Here is a 13,143-nt window from a genome sequence, read left to right on the forward strand (position 1 = left end):
CCGTCCTCCCTGGCCTCTATGGGGACGACCTCGATGCCCTGCTCCCGCTCGACCTCGCTTGCTATGCCCGCGAGATCATGGACCCGAGCGGGGACACCTGCCTGTTCTCCCCTTACCAGTTGAGGCGCGCGATCAAGACAGGCGCGCTCCAGGGGTTCAGGCCGGGGCACGCGGTCTACACGACGCGGCGCGCCATCCTCGCATGGAGAGACACATGGCACGCCCCCGCAAGCCCGCCCGCCTCAAGCTCGACCTCGACCGGAACGTCTGGGCCATCCACGACGGGGACTACAAGCGACGCACAGCGCACGGCCCTGGCAATCGCGGCGAGGCTGAAGCGGAGCTCGCGCGCTACGTAATCGAGCGCGACCGCCGGGCCGAGGACGAGGCCCGTATCGTCCCCGACGACGACGACCCGACGAACCAGGATCCCCGCCTGGTGAGCATCGCCACATGCCTCGCGTTCTACGGCCAGGCCATGGAGGGCGGCTCGAACGCGTCCCTGACCGGGCACCACATTTCGAACCTGCTCCGGCACTGGGGCGGCAAGAGCCTCGCCCAGGTCAAGGCGGCGTCATGCCGGGCCTACGTCGAGGCCCGCTGCCTGGAGCGCTGGAAGCCGCCGGGCTCGAAGGGAGAGGGTAAGCCGACTAAGCCCGCGACCGCAGGGCGCGAGCTCCAGACACTGGGCGCGGCAATCGGGCACTGGCACCGCGAATTCACGCTGCACGCCAAGCCCGTCGTGACACTGCCTCCCAAGGCCCAGCCGCACGTCGACTGGCTGACGGAGGAAGAATACGCCCGCCTCCTCAAAATCACCCAGGGCTGGCGCTGGGTCTCCTCGGACCTCGCGACGCGGACGCCCAACTGGGAGCTCGCCGCGGACACGGCCTTCGTCGCGCAGTGGCGAGCCGCGGCCGCGGACGCCTACGTCCACGACGACCACATGGAGCGGTTCGTCGAGATCGGCTTCTATTCGGGCAGCCGCTCGGGCGCGATCCTCCGAATGCGGTGGAAGCGCGACCGGATCGACGGCTGGTTCGACTTCAACGCCGTGACGATGTTCCGGGCGGGACCGGAGGCGCCGCCGAGCCGCAAGCGCCAGCCGCCGTGCCGCATCCACGACCGGCTCCTCCCCCGGCTCCTGGAGTGGCGGAAGGCCGACATGTCCCGCTCGTTCGTCGGGGCCGACGGCAAGCCGGGCGCGCCGACGCACGTCGTCCACGAGCGCGGCGCCTCGCTTAAGCGCGTCGGGGGCGCCTTCGGCCGCGCGGCGTGGCTCGCCGGGCTCGACCGTCGCGAGATCGACGGCTCCTACCGCGTCGGGAACGAGAACCCCGACGAGGACCTCGGCATGCCGACGCCTCACATCCTGCGGCACACCCGCGCGACGCTGATGCTCCAGGCCGGCGTTCCCCCGCACGAGGTCGGCGAGTACCTCGGCATGACCGTCAAGATGGTCCTGGAGGTCTACGGCCACACCCATGCCGAGTACCAGAAGCGGGCCGCCGCGGCTTGACGTGAAATTATCCTGAAATTTCTGCGTCGGTTTTTGTGTCCCGCTCCGGGTCGGAAATGGGCCGGAAACCCACTATACGGGGGGCTTGATGGGACTGCACGACACCGCACGGGAATGGGCCGCAATGCGTTGACCGGCCTCGGGAAATGGGCGGTTTCACTAGGGGAGGGCGGGTTGGCTTGACTACCTTGACATGGTAGGGGTCACAGGTTCGATCCCTGTCGCGCCCACCATCCTCACCGGATGGAACGAAGAGAAGGCGCTCCGCGAGGGGCGCCTTTCTCGTTTCGCGTCCAGGCTACCAGCCCCGCCGATCTTCCGGGCTCGGGCGGCGCCCTTGCGGCGTGAGGCCGTCGATCACCCCCGGCAGCGCCTGTGCGAGCTGGGAGAGCAGGTCGCCCCGGTCGAGGCCGGTGCGGCTCTGGAGTTGGTTCACCGTGTCCGGGCCGAGGGCCTCGGCGAGCTGGTTCGGCTCGATCCCGCGGTTCTGGCCGGGGCCGATCCAGGAATCCATGACGTCGCCGAAGCCGCCGCGCTGGAAGCGGTCGATCAATCCGTCGAGGCCGCCCTGCTCATCGGCTTGGTCGCGGTCGAGGCGGGCATAGGGCCCAGCGCCGCCGTCGCGGGCGCCCGAGGCTCCGCCGCCCGGCCCATCGAGCATCCCGGCGAGGTCGCCGAACTCGCCGCCGCGTTCCTCGCGGCCGCCAGAGCGGCCGGCGCCCCTTTCCTGTCCGAAGCCGCCGATGTCATCCTGGCCCCGTCCGTAGGAATCGGGGCCACCCTCCTGATGCGGGTCTCCGCCCGGCGTCGGGCCGCGGCCACCGCCGAAGATGTCGCCGAGGCCGCCGGCGCCCTTCGACATCAGGAGCATCAGGAGCGCCTGCACGATCGGCGACATGGCACCGCCGCCGAGGCCGCCGCCCATGCCGCCACCCTGGCCGCCGCGACCGCCGCCCATCATCTGGCCGAGCACTCCGCCGATGACCTGATCGAGCAGACCCATAATCGTTCCTTCCTCTCGGCGCCTCGTCGGCCCGATGCCTCAACCCTTGGGGCGGCGTGCGGGTTGCGGCCCGCTACTCGCGTCGGCCGCGCATCGCGGTGCGGTCGGCGGCCGGCAGGTGGTCGAGGGGATTGGTGTAGGCCGCCTTGCCCTTGCGGTCCGAGGCGACGATCGCGGTGCTCGAATTGATCGCATCGGGCGGAGCCACGGGGGCCACCGGGCGGTCCGACGGCCCGGTCCGCTCCGGCAGCGTCGAGGGTGTCGGCTGGTCCCGCCGGCTCTCGATGCTCTGGGCATGGGCGCCGGATCCGATCGGCGGCACGATCGCCAGGGCGGCGATCGCGAATCCGGCGAGAGCGGAACGGGTCGCCGCGGCGGGCGGGCGAAGGGCGGAACGCATGAGCATGGACCTCTCCATCGTCACACCGTCACGGCCGGGCGGCGCGGCACCTCGAAAGCTTCAGGTAGAGCAAATTCGGGGATGCCCTCGTAGGTTCCGCTCGCTCAGCCGCGCGAACGGGAGCCGCCGCTGCCGCGACCGCGGAACTTCGGCTTCTGCCCGCCGAGGCCCTGCGTCGACCGGGCCTTCGGCCGCTCGGCCCAGGCGGGCGCCGGGCCGCCCACCGGCAGCTCGCGGTCGGTTCCGGGCCCCATGTCGTCGAGGCTCGGCTTCACGATCCGGCTGCGCTTGACGCCGTACTTGCCGGCCTCGCGCTCGACATCGTCCTGGCGCGCCATGGGGTCGTCGGAGACGAGCAATTCCGTCGCCTGCAGCCTCTTGAGCTCGTCGCGAAGTCGGGCCGCCTCTTCGAAGTCGAGATCGGCGGCGGCCGTGCGCATCCGCTTCTCGAGGTCGGCCATCACGGCCTTGAGGTTGTGGCCGACGGTGATGGCGTTCTTCGCGAGCCCCGTATCGACCTGGACGTGGTCGCGCTCGTAGACGCTGTCGAGAATGTCGGCGATGCCCCGCTTCACGCTCTGGGGCGTGATGCCGTGCTCGGCATTGTAGGCGAGCTGCTTCTGGCGCCGCCGCTCGGTCTCGGCCATCGCCCGCTCCATCGAGCCGGTGATCTGGTCGGCGTAGAGTATGCAGCGGGCGTCGGCGTTGCGGGCGGCACGGCCGATGGTCTGGATCAGCGAGGTCTCGGAGCGGAGGAAGCCCTCCTTGTCGGCGTCGAGGATCGCGACGAGCGCGCATTCCGGGATGTCGAGGCCCTCGCGCAGCAGGTTGATGCCGATCAGAACGTCGAAGGCGCCGAGCCTCAGATCGCGGATGATCTCGATGCGCTCCAGCGTGTCGATGTCGGAGTGCATGTAGCGCACCCGCACGCTGTTCTCGTGCAGGTACTCGGTGAGGTCCTCGGCCATGCGCTTGGTCAGCGTGGTCACGAGGGTGCGGTAGCCGGCCTGCGCCACCTCGCGGACCTCGCCGAGAAGATCGTCGACCTGGGTCCGGGCCGGGCGGATCTCGATGACGGGATCGACGAGGCCGGTCGGGCGGATGACCTGCTCGGCGAAGACGCCACCGGTCTGCTCCATCTCCCACTTCGCGGGCGTGGCCGAGACGTGGATGGATTGCGGGCGCATCAGGTCCCATTCCTCGAAGCGGAGCGGGCGGTTGTCGAGGCAGGAGGGCAGGCGGAAGCCGTACTCGGCGAGCGTCGCCTTCCGCCGGAAGTCGCCCCGGTACATGCCGCCGATCTGGGGCACGGTGACGTGGCTCTCGTCGGTGAAGACGAGGGCGTTGTCGGGCAGGTACTCGAAGAGCGTCGGCGGCGGCTCGCCGGGTTTCCGGCCGGTGAGGTAGCGCGAGTAGTTCTCGATGCCGTTGCAGGCGCCGGTGGCCTCGATCATCTCGATGTCGAAGGTGCAGCGCTGCTCGATGCGCTGCGCCTCGATGAGGCGGCCCATCCGGGTAAGTTCCTCGACGCGGCCCTTGAGCTCGTCCTTGATGCCCTTGATCGCCTGCTGCAGCGTCGGGCGCGGCGTCACGTAGTGGGAATTGGCGTAGACCTTCACGAACTTGAGCTCGTTGAGGGTCTTGCCAGTCAGCGGGTCGAACTCGGTGATCCGCTCGACCTCGTCGCCGAACAGGCCGATGCGCCAGCCGCGGTCCTCGAGGTGGGCCGGCCACAGCTCGATCACGTCGCCGCGCACCCGGAAGGTGCCGCGGGCGAAGTCGGATTGGATGCGCTTGTACTGGAGCGCCACGAGGTCGGCGACGAGCTGGCGCTGCTCGATGCGCTCGCCCAAGCTGACGGTGAAGGACATCGCCGTGTAGGTCTCGACCGAGCCGATGCCGTAGATGCAGGAGACCGAGGCGACGATGATGACGTCGTCGCGCTCCAGCAACGCCCGGGTCGCGGCGTGGCGCATCCGGTCGATCTGCTCGTTGATCGAGCTCTCCTTCTCGATGAAGGTGTCCGAGCGCGGGACGTAGGCCTCCGGCTGGTAGTAGTCGTAGTAGGAGACGAAATACTCGACCGCGTTGTCCGGAAAGAAGCTCTTGAACTCGCCGTAGAGCTGCGCCGCGAGCGTCTTGTTCGGCGCGAGGATGAGCGCCGGGCGCTGCGTCTCCTCGATGACCTTGGCCATCGTGAAGGTCTTGCCCGATCCGGTGACGCCGAGGAGCACCTGGTCGCGCTCGGCCGCCTTCACCCCACCCACCAGCTCCGCGATGGCGCGGGGCTGGTCGCCGGCGGGCTGGAACTCCGATTGCAGGCGGAAGGGAACGCCGCCCTCCGACTTCTTAGGCCGCTCGGGCCGGTGGGGGACCCAGGCCTGCCCGTCCTTGAACAGCGGGTTGCCCTCGGACAGGAGCCGCGAGAGCGCGTCGACCGTGGCGGAGACGCCGTCCGTCGCCAGGGAGGTGCCCTCCGCCTCCTCCGTCGCCGGACCGTCCTCGGGCCCGCGCAAGCCCAGGGCCTGCGCGAGGCGCGGATCGACGTCGGCGGCTTTGCCGTGGGCGAAGGTCGCCTGCGGCGCCTCGCCGAAGCCCGGCGCCGTCTTCTTCGCGCGGCCGGGACGCTTGGCCGGCCCGGCCGGCGACGTGTTCTCGACGGGCGGCAGCCGGTTCCGGTTGAGGGCCGGACTGAGGAGTTCGGCCAGGAACGGATCGAGCGGCTTCAGCTCGGGCTTCGAGGCCTTGCTGGTCGACGGACGGGGTGTCTTCGGGGCGGGCATGCTTGGAATATGGGCGCAAGCGACCGCGCGAGGAAGCCCGGCGGAGCGTGAAGCGGGGCGAGAATCGCGCTTGCGTACCGACGTCGGCGAGAGTACTCTGCGTTGCAAAGTTGTTGGCGGGGGTTGAGACGGTGCGGGATTTGGACAAGGCCCTGGCCGATATCGTCCTGATCCGGACGCAGATCGCGAAGGACACCGCCTTCCGCGGCCTCGGTTCGGCGACGCTCGCGGCGACGGGCCTTCTGGCCCTCGCCGCCGCGACCGGACAAACCCTCTGGCTCGCCGATCCCGCGGGCGATCCGGTCGCCTATTTCGGCCTCTGGATCGGCGCGGCCGCCATCGCCGCACTGATGATCGGCGGCGAGACGCTGCGGCGCACGCGGCGGATGCACCGGGGCCTTGCCGACGCGGTCGCGCTGAACGCCGTCGAGGGCTTCCTTCCCGCCCTCGGAACCGGGGTCTGCCTCGCCGTCGTTCTCGCGCGCTTCGCGCCCGACCAGGTCTGGATGCTGCCCGGTCTCTGGCAGGTGCTGGTGGGGCTCGGCCTCTTCGCCTCGGCGCGGATCCTGCCGCGCGCGGCCGTCCTGGTGGGGGCCTAGTACCTGCTCGCGGGCTTCGCCGGCCTCGCCGTCGCCAGCGAGGGGCGGTCGCTCTCGCCCTGGCTGATGGGCGTGCCGTTCGCCGTCGGCCAAGCCATACTGGCCGTCGTCATGCACCGGAGCGGAGGAGGGGACGATGCGGGAAGCTGACGAATCCGTCGGCCGCTTCTCCTATGAGGGCCTCGACCGCATCATGCACGAGAAGGCGCGCCTCAGCGTGCTCGCCTCGCTCGTCGCCCATCCCAAGGGGCTCGCCTTTCCCGATCTGAAGCGCCTGTGCGGCCTCACCGACGGCAATCTGAGTCGCCACCTCGCGGTGCTGCAGGAGGCCGAGCTCGTGAGCCTCGAGAAGGGCTACGACCGCAACCGCCCGCAGACCCTCTGCCGCCTGACGCCGACGGGACGGCGGCGCTTCCTCGACTACCTCGCCGTGCTGGAGACGGTGGTGCGGGACGCCACCAAGGCCGCGGCGCCGAGCCCCGATCCCACGCCCCTGACCACCAAGCCCGCCTGAGCGGCGCCCAAGGCCCTTCACCCATCCAGTCCCTCGAAAGCCGTCAGGCCTGAGAGACGCTCGGAATCCGCCCTCACTCGTCCGGAAACTTTACAATGCAAAGTCATCTCGATCACAGAACGAACATCCACGTCGCGATCATCATGGATGGGAACGGGCGCTGGGCTGAGCGGCGCGGCCTTCCGCGCAGCCTCGGCCATCGCGCGGGCGTCGCGGCTGTCCGCCGGGTGACGGAGGCCGCGCCGGGGCAGGGTGTCGGGACGCTGACCCTCTTCGCCTTCTCCAGCGACAACTGGGCCCAGCCGGCCGACGAGGTGGACGGCATGATGGGGCTCCTGCGCGGCTACCTGCGCTGCGAGACGGCGCGACTCGAGCGGCGCGGGATACGCCTCTCCGTGATCGGCCGTCGCGACCGCCTGCCCGCGGGCTTGCCCCAGGCCATCGAGCGCGCCGAGGCCGACACGCGGGGCGGAACCCGCCTGCACCTGCGCATCGCCGTCGACTACTCGGCCCGCGACGCCATCCTGGCCGCCGCCCATCGCCTGGGCGGAGGGCCGGCCACGCGGGAGGCGTTCGGGCGCCTCCTCGCCGGCGGGGATGAGGATCGCCGGGACGTCGACCTCCTGATCCGCTCCGGCGGCGAGCGGCGTCTCTCCGACTTCCTGCTCTGGGAGGCGGCCTATGCCGAGCTGCACTTCACGGACCGGATGTGGCCCGATTTCGACGCGCACGACCTCGCCCGCGCGATGGCGGATTTCGCCCGCCGCGACCGCCGCTTCGGCGGCCTGACCCCGGCCGCGGGCCGAACCGCCGCCTGATGCGCGGTCCTTGAGGAGAACCCCCATGACGGACGCCACACCCACCGTGTCACGCCCGCGGCCGCCGATGCGGCTGCAACGCAAGCTCATCCAGCTCGCCATCCTGATCCTGGCATCGATGGTGCCGAGCCTGCTCATCCTGCAGCTCATCGACGAGCGAGGGGACCGGCAGGGGCAGGTCGAGGTCCAGATCGCGAAGGCCTGGGGACCGAGCCAGCGAATCCAGGGGCCAGTGCTCCTCGTGCCGGTCTCCCGGTCCGACCGCCAGCCGGGCCATCTCGCCATCGCACCGAGGACAGTGGCGGCGAACGGCACGCTCGCGCCCAGCGAGCGGCGCCGCGGCCAGTTCGGGGCGATCGTCTACGAAGCGGATCTGACGATCACCGGGGTCTTCGATATCCCCTCGGGCGACCTCGCCCGCAAGGCCTCCGAGACCGGCGGCGACGCGCTGCTCTGGGACGAGGCGATCCTGGTGATGAGCCTCAGCAAGGCGAGCGGCCTGCGTCCGGAGGACGGCGTGGCGATCGCGGGCAGCAAGACCGCCTGGCGCAGCTGCGCGGACGCGGCGCTGCCCCTTCTGACCTGCGGCCGCGAGGCTCTCATCGTCGCCCGCGTGGACCGCAGCAACCTCCGGGAGAGTGAGAGGCTTCCCTTCACCGCCACCCTGCGGGTGCGCGGCACGGAAGCGCTGAGCCTGACGACGGCCGCGCCGCAGACGCAGGTGACGCTGACCTCGCCCTGGCCGGACCCGAGCTTTCTCGGCGACGCGCTGCCGAGCCGGACCGAGATCGGCAGCAAGGGCTTCACCGCGACCTGGCAGATCGACGATGCCGCATCGGCGCCGGTCTCCGTGACATCACGGGGTGCGACCGGATCGGTCTTCGGCAACGGCGCTGAGGTCGGCGTCGGCCTGATCGAGGCGGTGTCGCTCTACCGCATGATCACGCGGGTCGCGAAGTACGGCCTCCTGCCCGTCTGACTCGCCTTCGCCCTCTATCTCGGCTTCGAGATCCTGGGACGCATCCGGATCCACCTCGTGCAGTACCTGCTGGTCGCCGCGTCGATGGTGGCGTTCTCCCTCATGCTGCTCTCGTTCAGCGAATGGATCGGCTATGGGCCCGCCTTTCTCCTCAGCGCGGGTCTCGTCATCGGGCAATCGAGCCTCTACACGGCCGCCGTGTCCCGCAACGGACGGGTGACCATCACCTTCGCGCTGCTGATGTCGGGCCTGTTCGGAATGCTGTTCGTCATGCTCGGGCTGGAGACCTACGCGCTGCTTCTCGGGACCGCGGCGGTCTTCCTCGTCGTCAGCGCGGCCATGGCCGTCTCGCTCCGGCTCGACCTCACGGGCGAGCCCGACGCCGCGTGAGGGGTCGCCGGCCTCGGCGAAGCGCCGCCGGGGCCGGCAGCGTCCTGAAGCGATCCAGAGCGGGTGCCCCAGAGGTTTTGCACTTCGTGCAAAATCGCACTTACACGGTGTGCAAACTCGTGTGACTTCGATCCCGTGAACGCGGTTCACCGATGGGAGATCACCGATGTTGAAGCTGTTGCGGATCCTTGCCCGGGGCAGTGCCGCCCGCGCGCAGGAGGAATTGTTCGACCGGCACGCCCTCCTGGTTCTGGACCAGCAGGTCCGCGAGACCCGAGCCTCGCTGGAACGGAGCCGGCAGGCCCTCGCCACGGCGGTGGCCGGGGACCGCGCCGAGGCCCGGCGGCTCGCCGAGGTGGAGGCACGGGCCGCGGATCTCGAGGCCCGCGCCATCGCGGCGCTCGCTGCCGGCCGCGAGGATCTGGCCTCGGAGGCCGCCGAAGCTCTCGCGGAACTCGAGGCCGAATGCGGCGCCATTCGCACCGCCCGTGGCCGCTTCAGCGCCGAGATCGCCCGCATCCGCGGGATCGTCGCCGATGCCGGGCGCCGTCAGGCCGAGCTGGAGCGGGGGCGACGGACGGCCGCCGCGGCGGAGGCGGTGCGCCGCCTCGGTGCGGGCGTGGCTCCGAGCGAGCGGGCGACGCTCCGCGAGGCCGAGGCGACGCTGGCCCGCCTGCGGGAGCTTCAGGCCGAGGCGGCTGATACCGAGGCGGCCCTCGCAGAGGCGGAGCCCGGCGCCTCCATCGGCGAGCGCCTGGAACGCGAAGGCTTCGGGCCGCGCACCCGGCCGAACGCCGCCGACATCCTCGATCGGCTCCGCGGCAAGGCCGCGGCGGGCCCGCACTGAACCCACTCCGCCGCTCTCACGCGATCATCAGGGAACATCCGCCATGACCAACGAACACGCACAGCATTCCGGCGCCTGGGTCAGCTTCACCTACGCGTCGTTCCTCGGCTCCGCCACGATGGTGGCCGCCGGCATCCTGTTCATGCCGGTGGACTTCTGGATCAAGGGCTACCTCGCCATGGGCGTGGTGATGCTCGTCCAGTCCTGCGTCACCGCGACCAAGACCGTCCGCGACGTCCACGAGGCCCGCCGCATGGTCAACCGCATCGAGGACGCCAAGACCGAGCGCCTGCTGATGTCGGTGACCAAGGAGTAGGCGGCGCTGGACAGGCGGCCGCCGGGGGAGTCACATCGGCGGCCAGCCGCCGGACCTCGCCGCATGAACCCTGACGATCAAAAGCCCGTCCTCGACGACGCGACCCTCGCCTTCGCGGGTCGCGTCTTCCAATTCGCCCGGATGGGCCATGCCGAGGAACTCGCCGACCTCCTTGGCCAAGGGCTGCCGCCGAATTTGCGCAACGACAAGGGCGACAGCCTGCTGATGCTGGCCGCCTATAACGGCCAGGCCGAGGCCGCCCGGGTCATCCTCGACCACGGCGGCGACTCGGAGCTCGCCAACGATCGCGGCCAGACACCGCTCGCCGGGGCGGCCTTCAAGGGCGACACGGCGATGGTCCGCCTGCTGCTCGATCGCGGCGCGCAGGTCGACGGCGGCATCGAGGGCGGCCGCACCGCCCTCATGACCGCGGCCATGTTCGACCGGACCGAGATCGTCGACCTGCTGCTCGCCCACGGGGCCGACCCGGACAAGCGCGACGGCGCCGGCCTCACCGCGGCCGAGATGGCCCAGTCCATGGGCGCCACGCGGACGCCGGGCCAGCTCGCGCGGGCGCCGCGCGTTCCTAGAGGATGAACCGGCTCAGGTCGGCGTTGGCGGCCAGGCTCTCGACCCGCTCGCGGACATAGGCCGCGTCGATCGCGACCGTCTCGCCGGAGCGGTCGGTGGCGGTGAAGGAGATCTCGTCGATCACCCGCTCGAGCACGGTCTGGAGCCTTCGCGCGCCGATATTCTCGACGGAGTTGTTCACGTCCACGGCGACCCGGGCAAGCGCATCGACGGCGTCGTCGCTGAAGGTCACGGTGAGGCCCTCCGTCTCCATCAACGCCACGGTCTGCTTCAGGAGGCTCGCCTCGGTCGTGGTGAGGATCTGCTTGAAATCCTCGACCGTGAGCGGCTGCAGCTCGACCCGGATCGGCAGGCGTCCCTGCAGCTCCGGCAGCAGGTCCGAGGGCTTTGAGACGTGGAAGGCGCCGGATGCGATGAACAGGATGTGGTCGGTCTTCACCGGCCCGTGCTTCGTCGCCACAGTGGTGCCCTCGATGAGCGGCAGCAGGTCGCGCTGCACGCCCTCGCGCGAGACGTCGGCCGAGGAGCGGCCCTCGCGGGCGCAGATCTTGTCGATCTCGTCGAGGAAGACGATGCCGTTCTCCTCGACCTCGCGGATCGCCTCGCCCGTGAGCGATTCGGCATCGACGAGCTTGTCGGATTCCTCCGCGAGCAGGGGCGCGTAGGCGTCGCGCACGCTCATCCGGCGCGGCTTGCCCTTCGAGCCGCCGAAGGCCTTGCCGAGCATGTCGCCCAGATTGACCGCGCCCATGGCGGCACCCGGCATGCCGGGGATCTCGAACATCGGCATCCCGCCGGCGCCGCCCGCGAGCTCGATCTCGACCTCCTTGTCGTCGAGCTCGCTCGCCCGGAGCTTGCGGCGGAAGCTGTCCCGGGTGGCCCCGCTCGCCGTCGGTCCGACGAGGGCGTCGAGGATGCGCGCCTCGGCCGCCGCCTCGGCCTTGGCCTTCACCGCGCGGCGCTTCTCCTCGCGCTTGAGGCCGATGCCGACCTCGACGAGGTCGCGCACGATCTGCTCGACGTCGCGGCCGACATAGCCGACCTCGGTGAACTTGGTCGCCTCGATCTTGAGGAAGGGCGCGCCGGCGAGTCGGGCGAGGCGCCGGGCGATCTCGGTCTTGCCGCAGCCCGTCGGCCCGATCATCAGAATGTTCTTCGGCGCCACCTCCTCCCGGAGCGGTCCCCTCAGCTGCTGGCGCCGCCAGCGGTTGCGCAGCGCGATGGCCACGGCGCGCTTGGCGTCGGCCTGGCCCACGATGAAGCGGTCGAGCTCGGAGACGATTTCGCGGGGGGAGAACGTGGTCATCGGGCTCCGATCGGATGCGGCAGCCGTGCCGCCAGGGTGCGGGGGAGGGCGCGCAGGAGGCCCGCGCGCAGCGGGTGCCAGCCGGCGCTCAAGAGGAGGATGAAGGCGCCCAGCGCGAGCAGGGTGAGCGGCAGGGCGTTCGTCGCAAACCCGGCTTCGCGCATCAGGCTGCCGAAGGCGATCCCCGCGTAAGCGAGCCCCGAGACGAGGATCGCGCGGCGGTCGGTGATCAAGGCGACGAGGGCGAGAACGAGCACGACCGCCAGCACGAGCTGGGCATTGCCCGCCGGGCCTCCGCTCGTCGTGGCGATCCGCGCCAGGACGGGGTGGACGATCAGGGGCGCGGCCAGGAGGTGCAGCCAGAAGGCGATGTCGGTCCGGCGGGTCAGGCGCAGCGGGTCGGCGAGGTCGAAGCGCATGGCAAGCGCGAAGGTGGCGACGCCGGCGACGATCAGCAAGGCGTTGAGATGGGCCTGAACCGCATCCGGCGCGACGGCGAGCCCCAGCGCGACGAGGGTTCCGATGAGCGCCGCCGTACCGGCCGCGATCGTGACGGGTACCGCGAAGCGGCGGTAATGCAGGGCCGCCAGACCGACGGCGGTGAGGGCGCCGGTCGCCAGGATCGCGGGCCGGTCCGCCCACTGGCTGATGCCCTCGGCGAAGGCGAGGACGACGGCGCCGAAGCCCGCGCCCGTGAAGGCGATCAGGAGCACGATGCTCGGCAGAGCCATCCGGCGCCGACGGGTGAAGAACTCCGCCAGGCCCCAGGCCGCGGCCGCGGTGATGGCGAGCCCGAAGGCATGTCCCCCGAAGAAGGCGAGGGTGCCGAGAAACAGGACGAGGCCGATGGTGACGAAGATGTCGGCGAAGCCCGTGACGAGGCGCAGCTGCTCGTCGTCCTGGACCGCGTCCGTCCGGGGCGGTCCGTCCGCCTCCCGGCTCAGGCGCTGGAGGGCGAGCGATTGCTCCTGCGTGATCACGCCGTCGCCCACGGCGCGCTGGAGCAACGCGGTATCGATCATGGTGGTATCGCCGCGCGAGGACCGTCCGGACGGCCGCCGAAGCGCGGCCGTACCCC

11 protein-coding genes, 1 tRNA gene and 2 pseudogenes are annotated in these 13,143 nt (G+C 70.7%); 9 read left to right on the top strand and 5 right to left on the bottom strand.

Annotated features, from left to right (window positions below; translation table 11 throughout):
• Positions 1 to 214 precede the first annotated feature (214 nt).
• Together MFF55_RS23605 and MFF55_RS23610 are read left to right on the top strand one after the other, a co-directional pair.
• Positions 215 to 1,519 carry a site-specific integrase gene (locus MFF55_RS23605; RefSeq protein WP_238246555.1) on the top strand — a complete coding sequence of 435 codons (1,305 nt, stop codon included), beginning with the start codon at positions 215 to 217 and terminating at the stop codon, positions 1,517 to 1,519.
• A gap of 167 nt (positions 1,520 to 1,686) precedes the next feature.
• Positions 1,687 to 1,752, top strand: a tRNA-Ser gene (locus tag MFF55_RS23610).
• Between the two features lie 65 nt (positions 1,753 to 1,817).
• Here MFF55_RS23610 and MFF55_RS23615 read toward each other — a convergent pair.
• The 3 genes from MFF55_RS23615 to uvrB form a co-directional block, all read right to left on the bottom strand.
• Positions 1,818 to 2,522 carry a YidB family protein gene (locus tag MFF55_RS23615; protein ID WP_238246556.1) on the bottom strand — a complete coding sequence of 235 codons (705 nt, stop codon included), beginning with the start codon at positions 2,520 to 2,522 and terminating at the stop codon, positions 1,818 to 1,820.
• A 73-nt stretch (positions 2,523 to 2,595) separates the two neighbouring features.
• Positions 2,596 to 2,928, bottom strand: coding sequence for a hypothetical protein (locus MFF55_RS23620; protein WP_238246557.1), 333 nt, complete (start codon positions 2,926 to 2,928; stop codon positions 2,596 to 2,598).
• Positions 2,929 to 3,026: 98 nt separating this feature from the next.
• Complete coding sequence (gene uvrB, locus MFF55_RS23625) at positions 3,027 to 5,705, bottom strand: excinuclease ABC subunit UvrB (protein WP_238246558.1); 2,679 nt, start codon at positions 5,703 to 5,705, stop codon at positions 3,027 to 3,029.
• 131 nt (positions 5,706 to 5,836) lie between these two features.
• Between uvrB and MFF55_RS23630 the strand changes: the two are divergent.
• The 7 genes and pseudogenes from MFF55_RS23630 to MFF55_RS23660 all read left to right on the top strand — a co-directional run bounded on the left by MFF55_RS23630 (position 5,837) and on the right by MFF55_RS23660 (position 10,765).
• Positions 5,837 to 6,454 (top strand): annotated as a pseudogene (locus MFF55_RS23630) (hypothetical protein).
• Positions 6,441 to 6,818 carry a transcriptional regulator gene (locus tag MFF55_RS23635; RefSeq protein WP_238246559.1) on the top strand — a complete coding sequence of 126 codons (378 nt, stop codon included), beginning with the start codon at positions 6,441 to 6,443 and terminating at the stop codon, positions 6,816 to 6,818. The pseudogene MFF55_RS23630 and the gene MFF55_RS23635 overlap by 14 nt, the downstream one beginning before the upstream one ends.
• 95 nt (positions 6,819 to 6,913) lie before the next feature.
• Entirely contained in the window at positions 6,914 to 7,636 is a 723-nt protein-coding gene (locus MFF55_RS23640; protein ID WP_238246560.1) for a di-trans,poly-cis-decaprenylcistransferase, read from the top strand.
• Positions 7,637 to 7,703: 67 nt separating this feature from the next.
• A pseudogene (creD, locus tag MFF55_RS23645) lies at positions 7,704 to 9,005 on the top strand (cell envelope integrity protein CreD).
• Between the two features lie 166 nt (positions 9,006 to 9,171).
• The gene (locus MFF55_RS23650; RefSeq protein ID WP_238246561.1) at positions 9,172 to 9,852 is read left to right on the top strand and encodes a PspA/IM30 family protein; all 681 of its coding nucleotides are present in this window, start codon (positions 9,172 to 9,174) and stop codon (positions 9,850 to 9,852) included.
• A gap of 43 nt (positions 9,853 to 9,895) precedes the next feature.
• Positions 9,896 to 10,168: a YiaA/YiaB family inner membrane protein gene (locus MFF55_RS23655; RefSeq protein WP_238246562.1), complete on the top strand. Its 273-nt coding sequence runs from the start codon at positions 9,896 to 9,898 to the stop codon at positions 10,166 to 10,168.
• A 63-nt stretch (positions 10,169 to 10,231) separates the two neighbouring features.
• Positions 10,232 to 10,765 carry an ankyrin repeat domain-containing protein gene (locus MFF55_RS23660; RefSeq protein WP_238246563.1) on the top strand — a complete coding sequence of 178 codons (534 nt, stop codon included), beginning with the start codon at positions 10,232 to 10,234 and terminating at the stop codon, positions 10,763 to 10,765.
• Here the strand turns inward: MFF55_RS23660 and hslU are convergent.
• Positions 10,755 to 12,065, bottom strand: coding sequence for an ATP-dependent protease ATPase subunit HslU (gene hslU, locus MFF55_RS23665; RefSeq protein WP_238246564.1), 1,311 nt, complete (start codon positions 12,063 to 12,065; stop codon positions 10,755 to 10,757). The two genes, MFF55_RS23660 and hslU, sit on opposite strands and share 11 nt — an antisense overlap.
• Positions 12,062 to 13,087, bottom strand: a complete 1,026-nt coding sequence (locus MFF55_RS23670) for a hypothetical protein (protein WP_238246565.1) — start codon at positions 13,085 to 13,087, stop codon at positions 12,062 to 12,064. Before MFF55_RS23670 ends, hslU begins: the two co-directional genes overlap by 4 nt.
• Positions 13,088 to 13,143 lie beyond the last annotated feature (56 nt).

The sequence above is a fragment of the Methylobacterium iners genome, assembly GCF_022179305.1.
Classification (GTDB): domain Bacteria; phylum Pseudomonadota; class Alphaproteobacteria; order Rhizobiales; family Beijerinckiaceae; genus Methylobacterium; species Methylobacterium iners.

Coding starts and splice junctions, on each gene's coding strand:
- MFF55_RS23620 (WP_238246557.1), bottom strand. CDS start 2,928: ATGCTCATGCGTTCCGCCCTTCGCCCGCCCGCCGCGGCGACCCGTTCC.
- MFF55_RS23605 (WP_238246555.1), top strand. CDS start 215: ATGGCACGCCCCCGCAAGCCCGCCCGCCTCAAGCTCGACCTCGACCGG.
- MFF55_RS23655 (WP_238246562.1), top strand. CDS start 9,896: ATGACCAACGAACACGCACAGCATTCCGGCGCCTGGGTCAGCTTCACC.
- MFF55_RS23650 (WP_238246561.1), top strand. CDS start 9,172: ATGTTGAAGCTGTTGCGGATCCTTGCCCGGGGCAGTGCCGCCCGCGCG.
- MFF55_RS23615 (WP_238246556.1), bottom strand. CDS start 2,522: ATGGGTCTGCTCGATCAGGTCATCGGCGGAGTGCTCGGCCAGATGATG.
- hslU (WP_238246564.1), bottom strand. CDS start 12,065: ATGACCACGTTCTCCCCCCGCGAAATCGTCTCCGAGCTCGACCGCTTC.
- uvrB (WP_238246558.1), bottom strand. CDS start 5,705: ATGCCCGCCCCGAAGACACCCCGTCCGTCGACCAGCAAGGCCTCGAAG.
- MFF55_RS23635 (WP_238246559.1), top strand. CDS start 6,441: ATGCGGGAAGCTGACGAATCCGTCGGCCGCTTCTCCTATGAGGGCCTC.
- MFF55_RS23640 (WP_238246560.1), top strand. CDS start 6,914: ATGCAAAGTCATCTCGATCACAGAACGAACATCCACGTCGCGATCATC.
- MFF55_RS23670 (WP_238246565.1), bottom strand. CDS start 13,087: ATGATCGATACCGCGTTGCTCCAGCGCGCCGTGGGCGACGGCGTGATC.
- MFF55_RS23660 (WP_238246563.1), top strand. CDS start 10,232: ATGAACCCTGACGATCAAAAGCCCGTCCTCGACGACGCGACCCTCGCC.